The sequence below is a fragment of the Lysinibacillus sp. BS3 genome, from assembly GCF_039614735.1.
Classification (GTDB): domain Bacteria; phylum Bacillota; class Bacilli; order Bacillales_A; family Planococcaceae; genus Lysinibacillus; species Lysinibacillus capsici.
In genome coordinates this window covers 1,352,407-1,371,913 of sequence record NZ_CP154860.1, presented here as the reverse complement: position 1 = coordinate 1,371,913, position 19,507 = coordinate 1,352,407, and the positions used below count along the sequence as shown (strand labels likewise).

Below are 19,507 nucleotides of genomic sequence, written 5' to 3'. Positions count from 1 at the left end.
CCCTTTTCTTTAGTTATCTGAATTGGCAGGAGACCAGCCAGTCTGCTGACTCCAATGATTTGCTTGTTTTAAAATTTCCCATATGATCGATTCTTTAGATTTTGTATAAAGTTGACGATTATATTGGTATTTCTTAGCCAATACATATTTTACCTGCTCATAGCGACGACAGTAATCTGGATGACGGCGCAAAAAATCTCGAAATAATAAGGCTAGCTGCTCTGCCCAACTACCAGCCTGTCGAACATGAATATGTACTCGTCTATCTCTAGGAGCCTCTCGAAAATAGCGTATAGACTTGTCTGGATTTTCTGCTCGATAACTAAAACCTAGAGATTCTAATGGAGCTTTAAATGCTGCCAATGGTGTAAACGATGCGACGGATATTTGTATATCAATTACAGGCTTTGCTGCTAGCCCTGTTACAGCAGTTGAGCCAATATGATCAATTCTCAGCGCTATGTTTCCTAAGGCCTCCCGTAATTGACAGCCTATGCTATGAAATTCCTTAGCCCATTCATCTGTATAAGGTAAAATCAAAATAGGATCAGGCATTTTATCTCCTCCCTTGGTCTTCATAATTATTGTAGCATGCGTGTTATAGTGGAATAAAGATAGTAGAGGGAGTGAGAAAACGATGATTTTAATAAGTGCTTGCTTAGCAGGTTTAAATGTTCGTTATAATGGCACAAACAGTCTAGATGAAAAAATACAAAAGCTTGTGTTAGAAAATAAAGCTGTCACGGTTTGCCCAGAGCTGATGGGAGGCTTTTCAACGCCCCGCGAACCGGCTGAAATTGTAGGTGGCAATGGACAAGATGTACTTGATGGCAACGCAACAGTGGTTGAAAGTTCTGGACGAGATGTCACAAATTTATATCTGAAGGGAGCCTATGCAACCTTACAAAAAGCACTTGAGGTAGGGGCAACTCATGTCATTTTAAAGGAATATAGCCCATCCTGTGGCAGTGCAAAGATTTATAACGGTGCGTTTAATGGAACAAAATTAGCTGGCGAAGGAGTAACTACGGCATTGCTTCGAAGAAACAATATCGTCGTGCTATCTGAAGAGAATTTTTTTGAATGATTAAAGAGAGGCCCCTAAACTAGTAGGGGCCAAATTTATTTATTCAACAATTAATATGCGAGGCGACGTTTTAGCAATTATTTTGGTCGAAATCCAGCCGCCAAAAATGGCAGCTATATGTGAATCAAACTGATTAACACTTAAGTAGTCCCTTATAATATTAGCTATATCATTTTCGTCTTCAACAATTAGTACTTTGATGTTCCCGTTGCTCATACATACTATCTCTCCTTAGTAAGATGTCTAAATCATTTTCTTCGGTTGACTAGGAAAAAAAACAAAACAATGATAAGGAATGCATAGATTATAATCCATGTGTATTGCCAATAAAAAACGTTGGGTATAACTTCAATTTGATCGCCCACACTCATCATTTCTAATGAAAAATGAAGAGGAGGAAGTAACCAAAGAAGTCCAGTTAGAATAGAATCTTTTAAAGTAGCGATCACGACAGAAATAATAAGGATGCCTATTACACCCCACCACGTATTTCGCCTATTTTTCACGAGTTCCCTAGTAAATAAAGCAGTGAGTGCAATGGCAAGTAACGATAAACTAAAATGAGACAAGAAACCTAGTAAAATATGTAATAGTTTGGGCTTCTCAAAAAATGCCTCTATTAGGATAGGATAGATGACAGAAACACAGCTTAGGCTAAAGGCAAGCAGCCCACAAATGATGAATATCCCTAAATTGTAGTCTATTGTTTTTCTCGTATGAAGGGTAGTAATCATTTTTTGTCCTTCATCTTCAGCATGAAATAATGTAACAGTAAACCAGCCCATTAAAAAAAAGAGCACAAGAGATGTAAATGAATAACTATCTAATATTGGATTAGGGACAAAAGTATAATTAACGATAAGACATAGAATGAAGATTGTAAAAGGTGGAACGTATTGATAGGTTCTTAAATAATTTATCAATTGATAACGTACTAAACTGCTCATCTTTTTCGATTCCTCCTTTCAAAAATGAGAAGAGAATTGTTCTTTTTTGTAGTGGACAGTAGCTAAATATTTAATTGAAGCATTGTGTTGTAATAATTTCAGTAAAATTTGATCTGAATCCTTTGCTGGAACAATCGTCACTATTTCATAATGTCCATTCACTAAAAGTTGTTGTTGTTGAATCTCTATCGAAGGTATGATTTCATCGAGTAATGATAGGCTAGCAATCTCAAAAATTAATCGATGCGTTGGATTGCGATCGAAACCCTCTATCTGAATGATCGTATTCTCTTGAATAAGTAAAACGGAGTCTACAAGGTTTTCGAGTAATTTGGTTTCATGACAGGTTAAGAGGATACTGAGTCCTTTGCTTCTTACTCTAGCTAAGATTTGTTCGAAATCATTTTGTGCCTTGGCATCAAGTCCTGACAATGGTTCATCCATTATCAGTAGATCAGTTTCTTCTAGCATCGCCTGCATAATCATCACCTTTTGCTTCATCCCTTTAGAGAAATGGACAATCCTTGTATCTTTTTCCTCTTTTAGTTGAAACATCTCAAGTAATTCTTCTATCTTCTGCAAAAGCTGCTTTTTAGCCATACCTCGTATACAGCCCATGTGATAAAGATATTCTTGAGGTGTAAATAAAATATGAGAAGGAGTTGTTTCTGGTACATAGCCAACTTTTAAAGACGTTTTATGCTTCACAATAGAACCACTGTCGGGTTTAATGAATGCTGCAATAATCTTGAGTAAAGTGCTTTTTCCAGAACCATTTTTCCCCACTAGAGCAATGATTTGATTGGACGCAATTGAAAACGATACATTCTCTAAAATTTTTTTCCCATTGTATTGTTTACAGATGTTTTGTACTTCCAAAATAGTAGTCATCTTCACACACCTTTATTTTTGGATAATTCTTCTCCATAAAATAATTATAATGAAAATCGACCATTCACTTCAATTAAATTGGTTATATTTCCTGTTTTTAGTTATTTCAGTTACATAAAAAAGCTCTGCTTTTTAAATAGCAGAACTTTTAAGGATTGATTACAACGAACGATATTTTTTTAAACTGATAATATTTAACGTAATGAAAACAATGGCAAAACAAGCAAGAATGCTGAGATTCACTATAATATCAGAAAGTGAATAACCTTTATACATCACACCATTCAATGCGTCCGCAGCATAGTATAGAGGCATGATACGCCCAATGTTTTGAAGCCATTCCGCCATACTATCCAGCGGGAAAATACCCGAAAAGAACACTTGAGGAACAATAACAAGCGGAATAAATTGCATCATTTGAAATTCTGAAGCGGCAAAGCTAGATAGCAACGCACCTAAGGATAACGAGACAAGAGCAACCATCATATTGATGAGTAGGACAAGCCAGATGGAGCCTACATGGACAATATCGAGCACATAAATACCAAACAGGACGATAATAATTGTTTGCAGGAACGCAAATAAACCATAGCCAACCATATAGCCTGCTACAATTTCTGAACGTTTAATCGGTGTCGCTAGTAAACGCTCCAATGTTCCAGAAGTACGCTCCTTTAATAAGGCAATGCCCGTAATTAAAAAAACAAAGAAAAAAACAAAGAAGCCAATGAGCATAGGACTAAATATATCAAAAATAGCCGTATCCTGATCACCATAAACATAGTCCGTTTTCATACTGCCTATAGAGGCTTGTGTAGGCTGTAAGATTTGAGCAAGTTGCATCATTAAAGCCTTTGCCAGAGAAGGATCATCATTTAATAAAGTTAACTTACTAACATTTTGCTCTACTGCTAGCCAACCATTATACTCTTTATCTTGTAGCTGTTTTTTTGAAAAATCATTGTCCACGATAATGGTAAAATCAGTCTCTTTTAATTTGTCGATCAATGGGGCGGGCGCATTAGAGACCACAAGTGTGACGGAAGCCTCATTACTATTGAAAATAAAATACATTAAGGACAAGACAAGAAGTGGGGCTAAAAATAATAAAGCAAGTGTCCGTCTATCTCTTTTCATTTGTTGGATGATTCTTGTGATGATAGCACCTATTCTCATTGAACGTCACCTCCAGCTTTTACAAACACCTCATCAAAGTCTTTTGCTTGATATTGTTCTTTTAACTCTTGAGGGGTACCCTGTGCAATAATATGTCCACTTCTCAGCATGGCCAATTGATCACATCTTTCCGCTTCATCCATCGCATGCGTCGTCACTAAAATGGTTTTTTGTTCTTGATCTTTTAAACGAATCAGTTCTTGCCAAATTTCCTTTTTTAAGACAGGATCTATCCCCACCGTTGGTTCATCCAAAATGAGTAGTTTAGGATTTTGAATAAGGGCAATAGCAAGAGATAATCGACGTTTCATTCCCCCCGAATAATTTTCTACTTTTTGTCGTAAGTCATCTGTTAAACGAACGAGGCTTGCCGCATAGGCTACTCTTTCTATTCGTTCCGCTTTAGATAGTGAATAAAGCTTTGCAAAAAAATGTAGATTTTCTTCCCCCGTTAAATCTGTATAAAGTGCATCTGATTGTGCCATATAGCCAATGTCATTTAATAATTGTTTATGAGGAACATTCAAATCTAATACTTGAATAGTACCACTATCAGGTTTCAGCATGCCCATAATCATTTTGATTAGTGTTGTTTTACCACAGCCTGACGGACCGAGTAAGCCCATTAACTGTCCCTTAGGAACATCCAAAGAAAGGGGGGCAATAACTTGCTTATGTTGAAATCGTTTTTCGAGAGACTTAATAGAGATTGCCTGGTTGCCCATATGGTCCTCACTCCTTCACTGAACACAATGTTGATTTGATAAAAATTTTACGGTAGCATGTGAGCAAATACAATCAACAGTTTGCCAGCAAGTGTTAAGTAAATGGAGGGAAATATGTGTCTGTACATGAAAAAATGAATTTTGAAACGAAGCAAGCCATTAAAAATGCTTTTATCCAACAAGTAGAGGAGGTAGGCTTTGAGCGTGTGACTGTAAAGAATTTAGCGTTAGTAGCTGAAATTAATCGTGGCACGTTTTATTTACATTATTCAGATAAATATGATGTGATGGAGGATTTGCAGCAAGAGCTATTAAAGGAGTTAGAGCGCTATGTCAAACATGTTCAGCCGTTGGATGCTTTTCAAACGTTAAAAATGGGGCAACTTTATCAGCCATTTATCAAGGTGATAACGTGTATAAAAGAGCATGCACCAGCTTTTCGTATGTTATTAGGAGAGCAGGGGAGCCCTAGCTTTACACAAAAGGTGAAAATGATCTTTGGGAGTCATATTTTGGACAGATTATCGCTTATACGCAAGGAAGCACAAGATCCAGAGTTTCAACAATACTTACAAGCCTTTATAGCATCTGCCATTTTGGGGGTCATTCAGGAGTGGTTGGACAAGGGGAACGAGAACTTAACGGTAGAAGAAATGGTCGCTCTACATTTTCGATTAATACGTTTTTTAGGAAATGTAGTAGGTACTATTTAATGAAAACCGCTACAGCACTGGATCTGTAGCGGCTAGAAATTTAGAGATGTAAATCTCGTTTTACAAAAAAACGAATTGCTAGACTATAGCAAAGCAAGCCAATGAGGAAAAGTGTACCTAGCATCCACCAGCAAGAGCTATTTTGTTGAATTAATTGAACGGAATCGAACAATGAATAGATTGTAATGTATTGTAATTTGTCTAGTGAACCACCCATATTGCTCAGTGCCTCAATCAGATAAAAGGCAATGGGAATGCCAGCACTATAGGCATAGGATGTTCTTAAATCTTTCGTGCTGCAAGACATAAGAAAACAGAATCCACTAATGGCAAAGTGCAATAAAAATAGCCCGAAATTTAACAGGAGTAGGGCCGTTATGTCCAGCTCATTAGGGAATAATATTTCTGCAAAGACAATCATGACCAACGTAGTAACAGCAAGGAGTGTAAAAAGGCTGATGATCAAAAATAGTGCTTGTGTAAAGACAATTTTAAAACGTGTATTCGGTGTAGCGATTAAGTATGCCATCGAACCATTATCAATATAGCCCATGATGAGCTTATTGGCTAACATGATAGAAAATACCAAAGGAAGAATCATTAATAAAAATCCATATAAATAGGTGGAGAGAAATTCTATCAAGGTATCGCCAATGCTGGTCATACCAAAGGCTGCCATCATCTCAGGCATTGTTTCTGTTAATTTTTTTAGTGTATCCGTCATTTCTGGGTTATACATATAAATTACACTGACAATATATAGCATTAGTACACCGATAATTATGGTGAATAGTTTAAGAGAGGCAAATAACTCATGCTTGAATAAGGTAAAATTCATGATTAAGCACCTCCACTTTCGTAATAATGCATAAAAATATCTTCTAGTGACTGGGAAATAACGTCTAAGTCTATAATTTTATAGTTAGATAGCGTATGGAGAAATGCTTGAAGGTCTCCCATTATAGTAATCATAACTTTTGTAGAAGAGATACGTTCAAGTACATATTCCTCATCAAGGAAGCGAGTGAGCTCTTGCTCATCTTGAAACTCAAGCATGTATTTTTTAGATTTACGTTTCTTTAAATCTGTAATGGTTTCAGTCGCCACGATTTTACCTGCATTAATAATCGCTACACGATCACAAGTTTTCTCTACTTCTTCAATCATATGAGAGGACATGAAAATGGTCGTTCCTTTGTCCTTTTCAGCTAAAATGAATTCAATAAATTTGGTTTGCATGAGCGGGTCTAAACCACTAGTAGGTTCATCTAGAATGACAATTTCGGGATGATGCATGAAGGCACAAACTAAACCAACCTTTTGCTTCATACCTTTCGACATTTTTTTTATGAGCCCAGAAGCATCTAATTCAAAGAAATGCATTAATTCCTCGGCATGGGTGTAATCATTCATCCCTCTTAACTTAGCAATAAAGTGAATAAATTGCTTACCCGTCATTTTATCAATAAACGCAATTTCTCCAGGTAAATAGCCAACAACTTGTTGAATGGTTGCAGATGCCTCCCGACAATTTAAACCGTTAATGAAACAAGAGCCCTCAGTTGGCTGTAAAAAACCCATTAAATGGCGTATGGTTGTGGATTTTCCTGCCCCATTTGGTCCTAAAAAACCGAACACTTCACCCTTTGGAATTTGTAGATGAACATTTTGTATACTATAAAAATCGCCAAACTTTTTAGTTAAATGGTTTACTTCAATCATGGACACGTCACTCACCCCATTTTATTGATACAATAATGTTTTCAAAAATAGAAAATATTCACTAGCCTCTTCCATGCATTGCTCGATTAATTCATTAAAGAGCTCTTGATTATCTACATGCGCTTTTAATCTTTCCTCATAACGATGACTGATACCATCTGTTACCCATTGAATAGTATCAATTGCCTTTTTTATATCCAAATTTTCTCGGAATAAACTAGTATCAATTCCTTCGAATGCAGTTACATAAGCATTTTTTTGAAAAGCGGCATTGTAATGATTTAGTTCATCTCGTACCTCAGAGCTTGTTTCAGCATAGGCCTTTTTCAAAAAATCAAACAGCGCATGATATTGCTTCATGAGATCAATTTTAATTTTCATGATCTGTTCATAACGCTTAAAAATATCAGGCTCTGCTAAATCAATTTGGCGATTAAGTGCCTCGGAGAATTTAGTAGTTGTATAGTCATATAAGAAAAGATATAAATTTTTTTTACTACCAAAATAGTGATATAAAATGCCTTTTGATATATTGGCATTGCTCACAATTTTGTTTGTTGAAGCGGTAGCATAGTTATTGAGCGAAAATTCCCTTAAGGCAGCATTAATAATTGCTTGGCGCTTTTCTTCGGTTAAATTCATAAAAGCTTGATACAATTTTTTACTCCTTTCCGTCATATTTTATGCCATTATATAGAAATTGACTACTGTGGTCAATGTGATTTGGGAAAATAAAAAAGAACATGATTGTGACCATTTCCAATAGTCTCACTCATGCTCTCCATTGCTTCAGTTTACTTATCATAATAATTGTTCAATGCAATTTCTAAACGTTCTTCTAAATGCTTTGAAATATAGCTTAGAACGAATTGCTCTTTGTCCATTTCAATTTGTGCGGACTTAAAAAATTTGGTGAAAAAACCGACTTTATGATTTTGGGAATATTGCTGTAATGCTTCTGTACGTAATTTAGAAACGATTTCATTTTCTATATGACGCTCTCTAATCTTTTGGACAATGTCCTTCACGCTATTTTCTTGCAGCTCGGTAATTTGATTTTGTAGATGCTCATTTTCCTGCTTTAGCTCCAACGTTTCTTTTTGAATTTCTTCCACTTGAAGGACAGAATCGGTCGAAAGACGTTGAATGTTTTTGTCAAGAAAGTCCTGATTAATGTTAACTTGTAACGTCCCTTGCTCTTCATTCGGCAAAATCTGAAAAAGACCTGTTTGAATCATTTGCTGTAGGACGTTTCCAAGCAAATCGATTTTATGTGATAAATCCTCAGAATCCATGGTCGTTGCGGTAATTTGGTGTTTCAGCAACTGACCGTTATCATCAATACCTAGCAATAATTTAATCCCCCTTACACGATACTCATCCTTCAATAATAAAATCATGCGCAATCTCAATATAGCAGGTAGGTTTAAACGAATATTGCTATTTGTATTGGGCGAAGCATTGTCAAAAATATACTGTTCAAACGGTTTTAAATAGTAGCGAAGCATGGCGTCTGTAATATCAAACCAGCCCGCGACTTCTGCAATTGTATAGTGTTTCGATTCATCGATCTCTGCTAAATACCCATCATTATAGAGGTTTTCCTCTAAAGGTGTATGTTGCAGTGCCACAAACAATGGGTCATCTTGCACAATTTCAAGTACCATTTCTTTTGCATCATTTACTTTAAGCATCCTTACACACCCCACTTTATTTTTCCCATGACTAAATGTTCCCTATATAGGTTTCTATTCGATTGGCAGCAATTGTATGCCTATTTTATGTAGGAAATAGTCATTAGAACGAAGTACCTTTTAATCTTTTATGAATCTTAAGGGAAATTGTACTGAAGTTCAGGAGGAAGTTAATACAGAAGAATTACCATCCTATACATTTTATTTTTTATAGATAAAAGATTATAATTAGTGTAAAATTACACTTAAATAATCATATTGTATTTTTGTGGAGGTGTAGCTGAAATGAAAAGATGTATTCAAAGTATGTTGTCGCTATTTCCATTTCCGTTTTTATTTCATTTTTACGAGTATAATAGCCACCTCTCAAACCAAGAGGCTAGCTTCTTATTTCCGTTATTTCTTTTTTTCATCATTGGAGTAGGCATAGTATCTAGAAATGTTCATCTACCTTTGTTCATTGTCCTAAATTTTTTAATGACAGCTTTGTCTTTAATGTTAGGCCATTTTTTTATAAATGATGATGGAAGTTGGTTTAAACCTTTTGGAAGAGATGTAGCCATTATCTTTGTTTCATTTTTTTATGTTTTAGGGCAATTAATTATAAGAGGGATTAGAAAAGGAATCATGAGACATAGAGTAAAAGATTAAAATTACAATAAGTCGTATAAGAAAGGACCATGCCTTTATAAGAAGAGAGGAAAATATGGTCATTACTATTGATAAAGCTAAAAATGAAGATTATATTGCGATCAATCATCTTGGGGAAACAGTTACTTGAACGTGGTAAAGAATGGGGAGGGGGCTACATCTATAGAATTAACTATGTAAGTTCAATACCAATGAAATTGAATTTGATGAGCATTTAGGGATAAAGAGTGTAAAAAGAAAAATGAAGATGAATATAGAAATCAAGCAATTAAGTCACTCATGAATGAAAATGAGCGACTTTTTTGTTTTCACTGTATGAGATCGTGTTGATCTACTAGCTAAATAATGTCAATTATTAAGAAAAAGTTAAGAATTCTCCTTGCAAATCTTTAAGAAAGTCTCTTTATAGTTAAAACCATCAATAAAGAAAGCAAAGCGAGGAGACAACTAAATGCAGCTCATCACCTTCCTTACTGAATTTATAAAGCATCCAAAAACAATAGGCGCTATATCACCTAGTTCTAAGAAATTAGCGCATAAAATGGTGCAACCTATTTGCTTTGAGACGGCTCAATGCATTATAGAGCTTGGCCCTGGGATGGGGGCCTTTACAAAGGAGCTTGTGAAAAGAAAAAAGCCAGCTACATTACTTGTTCTCATTGAACATAATGCGATTTTTTGTGAGAAACTGCGTAGGCAATTTGCTCATGTAGCCAATGTTGTAGTGATCCATGGTTCAGCAGAAAATTTGAAGCAATATTTGACAGATTTGAATATCGAAAAAATAGATTATGTTATTTCTGGACTGCCATTTACTTCGTTAAAGGCGGAAGTATCGTGTTGTATTTTAAAAAATGTGAGGGATTGTTTGTACAATGGAAAATTCATTACTTTCCAATATTCACTTGTGAAAAAATCATTTTTTCAAACCTATTTTCAGAATATTTCACATGAGAAAGTATGGATTAATATGCCACCAGCCTATGTATTGAGCTGTAGGCTAGGAAATACGAGGGTCAGCTAATGGAGCTAAAGGATCTTTTATTATTTATTGAACAATATGGCTATTTTGCTTTGTTTTTTAGTTTATGGCTAGGGATCATAGGCATGCCACTACCAGATGAAATGATTGTCATGAGTGGTGGTTTTCTATCGTCGCTAGGAAAATTGATCATATGGAAATCTTTCTTACTTACTTATTTAGGCGTTGTTTCAGGGCTTTCTCTAGGATTTATACTTGGAAAACTATTTGGTCATCGTGTACTCGATAAACTTGTGAAAAAGAAAAAGGCAAAGTACTTAACCAAATCACAAGAATTGTTAGATCAATATGGACACTTTGCATTAGTCCTGAGTTACTTTATTCCAATTGTTCGACATATCCTCCCTTACTTGGTGGGAATGAATAATATGTCTTTTAAAACATATGCCTTATTTTCCTATACAACAGGCTTTGTCTGGACATTGATTTATTTTACACTAGGTTTATTATTTGGCAGTCAAATTGAATATATTTCTTTGATTGCTACGAAATATGGTATGTACTTTGGGTTATTCATCGTGACTGTTAGCTGTATTTATTATTTTTATATACGGAAAATAATAAAATAGCTAAAATGGAGGAGCATTATGAATGGAAAATATTTGATTAATGGTGGGATTAGATGAGTAATGAAACAATTTTAATTGTAGATGATGAAAAAGAGATAAGAAATCTGATAGGCATTTATTTGAAAAATGAGGGGTTTCATGTGTTAGAGGCATGTGATGGAGAAGAGGGCTTACAGTTAGTAAAGAAGCATAAAGTACATTTAATTGTATTGGATTTAATGATGCCTAAAGTAAATGGCATTGAAATGTGTATGAAGGTAAGAGAAATAGCAGAAATGCCTATTATTATGCTAACTGCCAAATCTCAAGATATGGATAAGATTAGTGGTTTAACGATAGGTGCTGATGATTATGTGACTAAGCCCTTTAATCCGTTAGAGCTAATTGCACGTATTAAATCACAGCTCCGTCGCTATCTGAAAATGAGTGTCTTACATAGCAGCAATAGAGAGGAGCTGGAAGTTGGCGATTTACGTATCAATACAGCGACACATGAAGTTTTTGTTAACAATGAAAGAGTAAAGCTGACACCTAGGGAGTTTGCTATTTTGGAATTGCTTGTTAGTAACCCTGGCATTGTCATGAGTGCAGAGCAAATCTATGAAAAAGTTTGGAAAGAGGAAGCATTTCAATCGGAAAATACTGTAATGGTACATATTCGAAAAATTAGAGAGCGAATTGAGGCAAATCCAAGGAATCCACAATATATTAAAACCGTATGGGGAGTAGGGTATAAAGTTGAAAAAGTTCTCTAGGCTTTTAAAGTTCCCAAGGTTTCTGAAGCAAATTGGTGCGAAAATAAAAAATAATATTCAACGTAGCATTCGTATTCAACTATTTACAACGTTTTTATTATGTGCACTTGGCAGTTTTTTAGTGGCACGTGCAGTAGTGCCATTTTTTGAGAATAACAATGAGACAGTGATTGTGGATTATAGTGGTAGTATGAAGATGATGTATTATCATGCACAGGATACAGCAGCATTGGCAACCCAAGAAAATAGTGTTGAAGCATTAAGAGAATTGATCGATCAAGAAAATGGAAAAATAGAAAATGAGGACAATGCATTCAAAATTGTCGTCACAGATGAGGCAGGTAAGATCTTATATAAAACAAAGCAGGTAAAAGAGCAACAAATCGATTTGCATGAAGAAATAAGGCATGTCATGGGCTTTACAATGAATCAACCTTTTGAAAATGCCTATCATATGATCGAAACTTCTCGTGAAGAGTTTACTACATTAGTGCCACTAACTTTACAAGATAAAAATTATTACTTCTTTGTTAGTGGACTTCCACAAGGAGAAGCCATCACAAGTACGAATGAAGGTCCCATACCTTTTTTCATTGGTGTTATGTTGTTTATCGTATCATTTTTCTCGATAACAAAACGCAAAATGAATCAAATTGAGGCATTAGCAGAGGGGGTTATGGAAATCGCAAAAGGAAATTTAGCCTTTCGTATTGAGAAAAAAGGCCAAGATGAAATTGCTTCACTAACGGATAATGTTAATCAAATGGCAGAAGAAATTATGACAAGTATCGAGATGGAGAGGAAAATTGAGCAACAAAAAAACGAGCTTATTACAAATGTTTCACATGACCTTAGAACACCTCTTACCTCAATCATGGGTTATTTGCGTTTATTAAGAGAAGAGAAGTATGAGACAAAAGAGCAATATGACGAATATTTGAAAATAGCCTTTTCTAAATCCGAACAATTAAAAAATTTAATAGACGATTTATTTGAATATACTAAGCTCACGAATGATAAAAATACTTTAATGCGACAACAAGTTTGTGTAAATGAGCTGCTCGAACAACTAATGGAGGAATTAGTACCGTTAGCAGAGGAGAAACAACGTATTTTTATAAAACATTTTCCAGAGAATCGAATTGTTGCTGCGCTGGATTCGGAAAAGATTGTACGAGTTTTTGATAATCTCCTCATCAATGCGATCAATTATAGTACTGCTGAAGGGAAAATTATGGTTTCCCTTGAAGGACAAGCACACCATGTGCGTATTTGTGTAGCGAATCAAAGTGATGCCTTTACATCGGTGGAGCTTGCTAGTTTATTTGAGAGATTTTATAAAAAAGATCAATCGAGAACAAATGTAACCGAGGGCTCAGGGCTTGGACTAGCGATTGCCAAAAGTATAGTGGAGCTTCACGGAGGAACGATTCACGCAAAATACAAAAATGAGACACTGTACTTTATTATCACATTGCCGTTAGCAGCTACATAACTGACTACAATGGAAGAATAGTAATGGCATGTTGTGTTTGTGTATGATGTGACAGCATGTCTTGCAGGGTTGCTAGGGTAGCTGTGTTTCTGATTAATAATTGGATTTCAGTATGCTTGTATTGTCGTTGAAAGTCCATAATATAATCTGCAATGATATGTAAATTATATTGATTTTTAATCTCTACCTCAACGAAAAATGGCAGTGTTAAATCTGGCAGCTTAATACTGCCACCACGTCGAATCCAAATTGCTTCCTGCACATAGTAACGGATCGGTAATTGGCGGTTACTAGCTATAAAAATATCCATAAAAAACTCCCTTCAGTGTCTAATTACAGCCTAATGGAAATGCATTCAGTCGTCAAAAGAAAACATGTAAAAATCTGATTGAAGATTTTTTCATGTTTTTTTTGTTTGTTTTTTGTTGAATTTGATTTGAATATGTCCGTTTTTTGGACTAATTGTAAAGGGCGTGTAAACATTAATTTAATCCATTGTAAATGATATGTACAGCTAGCTTAAAACTATTAATAATAAAGTCTGACAACAAGGAAAGGGTTGAATGGATTGGCTATCAATGTACAGGAGATGATTTTCCAATTTCTTGGAGGGTTAGGCTTATTTCTTTTCGCTATTAAATTTATGGGAGATGGCTTGCAGAAGGCTGCAGGTGATCGACTAAGAGATATTTTAGATAAATTTACAACAAACCCATTGATGGGTGTACTAGTTGGTATTGTGGTTACAGTTCTCATACAATCAAGTTCAGGTACGACCGTTATAACTGTTGGACTAGTGAGCGCAGGACTTATGAAATTGCGTCAAGCAATAGGCGTTATTATGGGAGCTAATATTGGGACAACCATCACAGCATTTATTATAGGAATAGATGTAGGTGCTTACGCATATCCAATTATGGCAGTGGGCGCGATATGCTTATTTTTCTTTAAGAAAAGTTTCATTCAAAATATTGGACAAGTATTATTCGGGTTTGCAGGTTTATTTATTGGTTTAGAGCTTATGAGTGGTGGAATGAAGCCACTTAGAGATTGGCAACCATTTTTAGATTTGACTGTACAAATGTCTGATGTGCCGATTTTAGGGGTATTAGTAGGAACGATATTCACCCTGATTGTTCAATCTTCCTCAGCTACAGTAGGGATTTTACAAGGGCTTTATGCTGAAGATTTAATAACTTTACACGGGGCATTACCTGTCTTGTTTGGAGATAATATTGGTACAACGATTACAGCAATTCTAGCCGCTTTAGGTGCTTCTATTGCAGCAAAGCGAGCAGCTGCCACACATTTACTATTTAATGTAGTGGGTACAATTATCTTTATGCTCATATTGGGATTATTTACGAACTATGTGGAATGGATTGCAGGGGTGCTCAATTTAGAGCCGAAAATGCAAATAGCCTTTGCACATGGAACGTTTAATGTCATCAATACAATCATTCAGTTACCGTTCATAGGTGTTTGGGCTTATGTCGTAACGAAACTAATTCCAGGCGAAGATTCAGTTATTGAATACAAACCAAAATTTTTGGATAAAAATTTGATTATCAAATCACCATCAGTGGCATTAGGTCAAGCAAAAATGGAAGTAGTGCGCATGGGCGAGTATAGTATTCAAGGTCTAGAAGAAACGTTAACGATTTTGAAAACGGATGATGCTAAGTTAATCGGCAAGGTCGGCCAATTGGAGGAAGCCATTAATAATTTAGACCGCAAATCAACGGAATATTTAGTGGAGCTATCAAAACAATCTCTATCAACCCATGATTCCCAAGTGCATCATGCTTTATTTGAAAATATTCGGGATATCGAACGAATTGGTGATCATGTAGAAAATATAATTGAGCTTCTGCAATACAAGGATAGTAATCGCGTTCGTTTAAGTCAACAAGCGATGCAGGAGTTAGAAGATATGTTTGTTTTTACATTAGAAACTGTGAAAATGTCTATTGAATCCCTTGATAAGCGTGATCTTTCCTTAGCACAGCAAGTGATAGAAAAAGAAAATGAAATTGATAATATGGAGAGACGTTTACGTAAGTTGCATATTAAGCGATTAAATGAAGGAGTTTGCTCAGGTTCAGCAGGTATTGTATTTGCGGATATTGTGAGTAATTTAGAAAGAATTGGTGATCATGCTTCTAACATAGCGGAAACCGTTATTGCCTAATATTAAGCTGTTCAGTGGAGATAATCTGCTGAACAGCTTTTTTATTAGGGGAAGGATAGAATTGTTAAAATGACGGATAGAATTTCAAAACTGAAGGATAGAACCCTCAAACTGTCGGATAGTCATAAGCTTCTATGGCTTCTAAAAAATAAGTTAGGATGGGGGATTGTACTTCGTCCTTACGATAAATAAACCATGTAGGAATATGTGCTTGCTTGTTCTTTATCTTGTGCAATGTTAATGCTTGTGTTGCCATATATTTTTCCGCAATGGCAAGTGGTAGTAAGGTAATACCTAACCCAGCAGCAACACAGCCAATAATACCGTCAAGCGTACCAAGCTCCATTCGATTTTGTGGTCGAACCCCTTCTTCATGTAACCAATGTTCCAAGATGGCTCGATAGGAACAGCCATGTCGGAATGTAATCACAGTGCTTCCCTCTAAATCCTGTAGATGCTTAATAGGTTTATGCTTGCTAGAAGTGAGAATAACAAGCTCTTCACAGACAAACTCTTTCATCATTATATTTTCTTTATAAACAGGTCCGGTAACAAATGCGCCATCTAGTTCATAGTTTTCTACCCGTTCAATATTGTACTGAGAAGGGCTTGTTAATATGGTGATATCCACTTGTTCATGTGCTTGATGAAATGTGCTTAACAGAGTTGGTAAATGCAATGCAGCAGTTGTTTCCATCGAACCAATTCGTAAAACGCCTCGTTGTTCCTCCGTTTCATGTATGATCTCAAAGGTTTTTTCATAGAGATGAAGCATTTTTAGGACTAACTCGTAGAATTGTTCTCCTTTTGGTGTTAGCCGTATCCCTCGATGTCCACGATAAAAAAAGGTTGTTTCGTAGATTGCCTCAAGACTTTGTATTTTCATAGAGATATTGGATTGTGTGTAATTAAGTGCTGTGGCAGCTTTAGAAAAGCTACCTGTTTGGACGACTGTTCGATAAATCGTTAAATCATTAATATTCATATGCCCTCCAGCTATCAATTTTATTGATACTTATTATAAAGAATTAGATCTATTTTTGATACCTAGATATTCGATATAGTGAAATAGAAGGAGTGATGATATGCACAAGCAAACCGTACGCTATTTAATCGGGGGTATTTTTGCTTTAGTTATTGCTATGGGCATCGGCCGTTTTTCGTATACGGTTATTTTACCTTATATGCAAGAAACTTTTGAATTTAGCCGAGCAACAGCAGGTTACTTAGCAACAAGTAATTACTTAGGTTATTTGGTTGGAGCCTGGGTGGCAGGTCGTTTACCAATAGGGAATAAACGTATTCTCTTTTTGCAAATTACCCTTGGTATCAGCATTTTAACAACAGCCTTCATGGGCTTTACAAATGTAATCATCATTTGGTATTTATTACGATTTATCTCGGGTGTTGTGAGTGCTTTTATTTTTGTTGTTATAACAAGCCTTATACTAGACCAGTTAGCCAGCAGTAGTCATATGCATCTATCGGGGCTGTTCTATAGTGGGGTGGGAATAGGGATTGCATTAAGTGCGGTAATTGTTTCACCAATCCAAGCTGTTTTCCATTGGAATGGAACTTGGATCGTATTAGCTTTATTTAGTATTGTATTGTTTGTCTTGATTGTACTATTCATTAAGCCTATTACACCAAGTAAACAACTAGTGGAAAGCCAGATAATTTCACAGAAAACGCCTCCTCAGTCTTGGATGAAATGGTTAATCATCGCTTATAGCTTAGAGGGGCTTGGCTATATTGTCACAGGCACATTTATTGTATCAATTGCACAGGAGTCGACAAGCTTTCATGGAGATGCAGCCTTTGTATGGTTTGTTGTGGGTGTTGCAGCAATTCCCTCATGTATCGTTTGGTCTAAGCTAGCACAGCGTTATGGCTATGTGAAAATTTTACTCATCTCTATGCTACTGCAAGCGATAGGTATTGTTTTACCTGCGCTAGCTACAAATTCGATGACCCTTTATGCTAGTGCCTTCATTTTTGGGGCAACCTTTATGGGAATTACAACTGTTTGTACAACATTAGCGAGGAAACTTGCACCAGTTAATAGTCATCAAATGATAGGTTATTTAACGGCTGGCTATGCGCTCGGACAAATGATTGGTCCATCCATTGCAGGCACACTTGCAAGTTACACAAATAGCTATCAGTATGCCTTAGTTGGGGCTTCCTTAGTAGTAATGCTGGGAGGATTATGTTTAATAGGAGGCGTAAAATATGATAGAAGCAACTAAAAAAAGTAAGTAAGGCATAGTGCGCCTTACTTACTTTGAAATTAATGGATATCTCGTTTCTTAAAGTTACCACCACGAACTTCTGACACATCAGAAATGACTACAAAAGCGCCTTCGTCGATGTCTTTAATAATCGAAACTAATTTATTTTCTTCCATACGGTTAATGACACAGTTTAAGATTTCTGTTGGTTCATTGGAGAAACCACCACGTCCATGTGTATAGGTAACACCACGTCCTAAGCGGGCTTGGATAGCGTCTCCAATCTCCTCGGATTTTCCACTAACAACACGAACTTCTTTTGATTTTTCTAAACCAACTTGGATAATATCGATAACATTTTTGGCAATATAGTAAGTTAACGCTGAGTAGAGAGCACTCTCTAAGCCAAAGATAAAGCTTGCCCCTAAGAAAATAAAGGCATTGATAAATAATATAATATCGCCGACTGAAAATGGAATTTTACGTGATAATAGTACAGCTAAAACCTCTGAGCCATCTAAAGCGCCACCATTTCGTAGGACAATTCCAATACCCACACCAAGGAGCATACCACCAGATAAGACAATTAGGAGGGGATCATTTGGGCCTAAAATGGTTTTGACGTCATGTAAAAGCACTGTAGAAATCGATAATGCTGCAATACCAGCACTACTCATTAAGGCAAAGGTTTTTCCAACTTGCTTGTAGCCGATATAAATGAACGGAATATTTAATACAAAGAGCAGTACGCCTAACGGGATACCAAAGAGGTGCGCACCCATAATACTAAGACCTGTTACACCGCCATCAATGACAGCATTCGGAATTAACACGGCCTCTAGTCCGTATGCAGCTATAACTGCCCCAATAATGATCATAATTAATTTTCGTATATTTTCTAGTGACTTTCCTTTTTTCATAAATCTTCTCCATTTCTCTACGTCAATAGTACCTAAGGCTTTGGAATAATATTTAAAGCAATTGTTTTAGTCTCCAAACCTTTATTTGAGTCGGTCATATTATAGTATTTAGTTAATAAATCGTTTAATTCATTTTCAAAGTTTTTGAATTGATCGTCCGTTAACGTTAAGTCGATTAAAGAAAAAGTTGCTAAATCTGTTGTGCTTTCTTTTTCATCAAGTGAATGCAAGTAATTTTGATATTGAGATAGTAAAGCCAATTGATAGTAGGAAATATAATTTAATTTTTGCTTGGTTGTGAGTTGAGTCCAATCCTCCTTACTAAGTTTTGCTGCTCCTTCATTTAATGCATAAAACTTCTCTGTAACAGAACGAACTTTTCGCTCTTTCACAATTTTTATGATATTTTCATCGACTAAAATTTGGATATGACGATATAGAGTGGCTTGTGGTACATCTTTAATGACAGAAATCATCTCCAATGTGCTCAAACCCTCTTCTTTATTGTGCATCAGAGCTTGTAAAATTTTCATTCTCACAGGGTGCATTAATACCTCTGCTTTATTACGCATAAACCGATCCTCCTACCAGAAAATGAGATAGTATCAAGGGAAGCAATCAAATGTTATCAATTTGAGAACATTATCAAAAAATATACTATAGCGTTTTTTTAAAGATGTACAGTAAAAAGGTAATGA

General features: G+C 35.8%; 23 protein-coding genes. 9 read left to right on the top strand and 14 right to left on the bottom strand.

Features of this window, described 5'->3' with window-relative positions; all coding sequences use genetic code 11:
- Positions 1–9 precede the first annotated feature (9 nt).
- The gene (locus AAJG31_RS07135; protein WP_259949936.1) at positions 10–555 is read right to left on the bottom strand and encodes a GrpB family protein; all 546 of its coding nucleotides are present in this window, start codon (positions 553–555) and stop codon (positions 10–12) included.
- An 82-nt stretch (positions 556–637) separates the two neighbouring features.
- Here AAJG31_RS07135 and AAJG31_RS07130 point away from each other — a divergent pair, with 82 nt between their 5' ends.
- Entirely contained in the window at positions 638–1,087 is a 450-nt protein-coding gene (locus AAJG31_RS07130; protein WP_054550630.1) for a DUF523 domain-containing protein, read from the top strand.
- Positions 1,088–1,126: 39 nt separating this feature from the next.
- Here AAJG31_RS07130 and AAJG31_RS07125 read toward each other — a convergent pair whose 3' ends face one another.
- The 5 genes from AAJG31_RS07125 to AAJG31_RS07105 form a co-directional block, all read right to left on the bottom strand.
- Positions 1,127–1,303, bottom strand: a complete 177-nt coding sequence (locus AAJG31_RS07125) for a hypothetical protein (RefSeq protein WP_259949938.1) — start codon at positions 1,301–1,303, stop codon at positions 1,127–1,129.
- Between the two features lie 32 nt (positions 1,304–1,335).
- The gene (locus AAJG31_RS07120; RefSeq protein ID WP_048391214.1) at positions 1,336–2,034 is read right to left on the bottom strand and encodes a hypothetical protein; all 699 of its coding nucleotides are present in this window, start codon (positions 2,032–2,034) and stop codon (positions 1,336–1,338) included.
- 18 nt (positions 2,035–2,052) lie between these two features.
- Entirely contained in the window at positions 2,053–2,925 is an 873-nt protein-coding gene (locus AAJG31_RS07115; RefSeq protein WP_115673490.1) for an ABC transporter ATP-binding protein, read from the bottom strand.
- A gap of 159 nt (positions 2,926–3,084) precedes the next feature.
- A complete protein-coding gene (locus tag AAJG31_RS07110; RefSeq protein WP_259949939.1) occupies positions 3,085–4,101 on the bottom strand; it encodes an ABC transporter permease in 1,017 nt (338 codons plus the stop codon).
- Positions 4,098–4,826 (bottom strand): ABC transporter ATP-binding protein, encoded by a 729-nt coding sequence (locus AAJG31_RS07105; protein WP_112117601.1) that lies wholly within the window; start codon positions 4,824–4,826, stop codon positions 4,098–4,100. The genes AAJG31_RS07110 and AAJG31_RS07105 overlap by 4 nt, the downstream gene beginning before the upstream one ends.
- Before the next feature lie 116 nt (positions 4,827–4,942).
- Here AAJG31_RS07105 and AAJG31_RS07100 point away from each other — a divergent pair, with 116 nt between their 5' ends.
- The gene (locus AAJG31_RS07100) at positions 4,943–5,539 is read left to right on the top strand and encodes a TetR/AcrR family transcriptional regulator C-terminal domain-containing protein (protein WP_016993228.1); all 597 of its coding nucleotides are present in this window, start codon (positions 4,943–4,945) and stop codon (positions 5,537–5,539) included.
- A gap of 40 nt (positions 5,540–5,579) precedes the next feature.
- On the opposite strand, the gene AAJG31_RS07095 is transcribed toward AAJG31_RS07100, so the two are convergent.
- From AAJG31_RS07095 to AAJG31_RS07080, 4 genes are all read right to left on the bottom strand, one after another.
- Positions 5,580–6,377 carry an ABC transporter permease subunit gene (locus AAJG31_RS07095; RefSeq protein WP_175400711.1) on the bottom strand — a complete coding sequence of 266 codons (798 nt, stop codon included), beginning with the start codon at positions 6,375–6,377 and terminating at the stop codon, positions 5,580–5,582.
- A 2-nt stretch (positions 6,378–6,379) separates the two neighbouring features.
- Complete coding sequence (locus tag AAJG31_RS07090) at positions 6,380–7,261, bottom strand: ABC transporter ATP-binding protein (RefSeq protein WP_233436359.1); 882 nt, start codon at positions 7,259–7,261, stop codon at positions 6,380–6,382.
- Positions 7,262–7,282: 21 nt separating this feature from the next.
- A complete protein-coding gene (locus AAJG31_RS07085; RefSeq protein WP_315054812.1) occupies positions 7,283–7,918 on the bottom strand; it encodes a TetR/AcrR family transcriptional regulator in 636 nt (211 codons plus the stop codon).
- Between the two features lie 137 nt (positions 7,919–8,055).
- The gene (locus tag AAJG31_RS07080) at positions 8,056–8,955 is read right to left on the bottom strand and encodes a hypothetical protein (protein ID WP_279494355.1); all 900 of its coding nucleotides are present in this window, start codon (positions 8,953–8,955) and stop codon (positions 8,056–8,058) included.
- Between the two features lie 285 nt (positions 8,956–9,240).
- Between AAJG31_RS07080 and AAJG31_RS07075 the strand changes: the two genes are divergently transcribed.
- The 5 genes from AAJG31_RS07075 (at position 9,241) to AAJG31_RS07055 (ending at position 13,467) form a co-directional block, all read left to right on the top strand.
- Positions 9,241–9,606: a hypothetical protein gene (locus tag AAJG31_RS07075; RefSeq protein WP_279494356.1), complete on the top strand. Its 366-nt coding sequence runs from the start codon at positions 9,241–9,243 to the stop codon at positions 9,604–9,606.
- Between the two features lie 451 nt (positions 9,607–10,057).
- The gene (locus AAJG31_RS07070) at positions 10,058–10,630 is read left to right on the top strand and encodes an rRNA adenine N-6-methyltransferase family protein (protein ID WP_279494357.1); all 573 of its coding nucleotides are present in this window, start codon (positions 10,058–10,060) and stop codon (positions 10,628–10,630) included.
- Positions 10,630–11,217, top strand: coding sequence for a DedA family protein (locus AAJG31_RS07065; protein WP_048391197.1), 588 nt, complete (start codon positions 10,630–10,632; stop codon positions 11,215–11,217). Before AAJG31_RS07070 ends, AAJG31_RS07065 begins: the two co-directional genes overlap by 1 nt.
- A gap of 53 nt (positions 11,218–11,270) precedes the next feature.
- Positions 11,271–11,972 (top strand): response regulator transcription factor, encoded by a 702-nt coding sequence (locus AAJG31_RS07060; RefSeq protein WP_279494358.1) that lies wholly within the window; start codon positions 11,271–11,273, stop codon positions 11,970–11,972.
- Positions 11,956–13,467, top strand: a complete 1,512-nt coding sequence (locus AAJG31_RS07055) for a sensor histidine kinase (RefSeq protein WP_048391192.1) — start codon at positions 11,956–11,958, stop codon at positions 13,465–13,467. Before AAJG31_RS07060 ends, AAJG31_RS07055 begins: the two co-directional genes overlap by 17 nt.
- Before the next feature lie 4 nt (positions 13,468–13,471).
- Here the strand turns inward: AAJG31_RS07055 and AAJG31_RS07050 are convergent, their stop codons facing one another.
- Positions 13,472–13,777 carry a hypothetical protein gene (locus AAJG31_RS07050; protein WP_048391191.1) on the bottom strand — a complete coding sequence of 102 codons (306 nt, stop codon included), beginning with the start codon at positions 13,775–13,777 and terminating at the stop codon, positions 13,472–13,474.
- 279 nt (positions 13,778–14,056) lie between these two features.
- On the opposite strand from AAJG31_RS07050, the gene AAJG31_RS07045 reads away from it, so the two are divergent.
- Positions 14,057–15,658 (top strand): Na/Pi cotransporter family protein, encoded by a 1,602-nt coding sequence (locus tag AAJG31_RS07045; RefSeq protein ID WP_197078708.1) that lies wholly within the window; start codon positions 14,057–14,059, stop codon positions 15,656–15,658.
- A gap of 106 nt (positions 15,659–15,764) precedes the next feature.
- Here the strand turns inward: AAJG31_RS07045 and AAJG31_RS07040 are convergent, their stop codons facing one another.
- Positions 15,765–16,643 carry a LysR family transcriptional regulator gene (locus AAJG31_RS07040; RefSeq protein WP_048391189.1) on the bottom strand — a complete coding sequence of 293 codons (879 nt, stop codon included), beginning with the start codon at positions 16,641–16,643 and terminating at the stop codon, positions 15,765–15,767.
- A 100-nt stretch (positions 16,644–16,743) separates the two neighbouring features.
- Between AAJG31_RS07040 and AAJG31_RS07035 the strand changes: the two genes are divergently transcribed.
- Positions 16,744–17,907 carry a YbfB/YjiJ family MFS transporter gene (locus AAJG31_RS07035; protein ID WP_048391187.1) on the top strand — a complete coding sequence of 388 codons (1,164 nt, stop codon included), beginning with the start codon at positions 16,744–16,746 and terminating at the stop codon, positions 17,905–17,907.
- A gap of 41 nt (positions 17,908–17,948) precedes the next feature.
- Here the strand turns inward: AAJG31_RS07035 and AAJG31_RS07030 are convergent, their stop codons facing one another.
- Positions 17,949–18,809, bottom strand: a complete 861-nt coding sequence (locus AAJG31_RS07030; protein ID WP_048391185.1) for a YitT family protein — start codon at positions 18,807–18,809, stop codon at positions 17,949–17,951.
- Between the two features lie 32 nt (positions 18,810–18,841).
- Complete coding sequence (locus AAJG31_RS07025; protein WP_048391183.1) at positions 18,842–19,381, bottom strand: transcriptional regulator; 540 nt, start codon at positions 19,379–19,381, stop codon at positions 18,842–18,844.
- Positions 19,382–19,507: the final 126 nt, after the last annotated feature.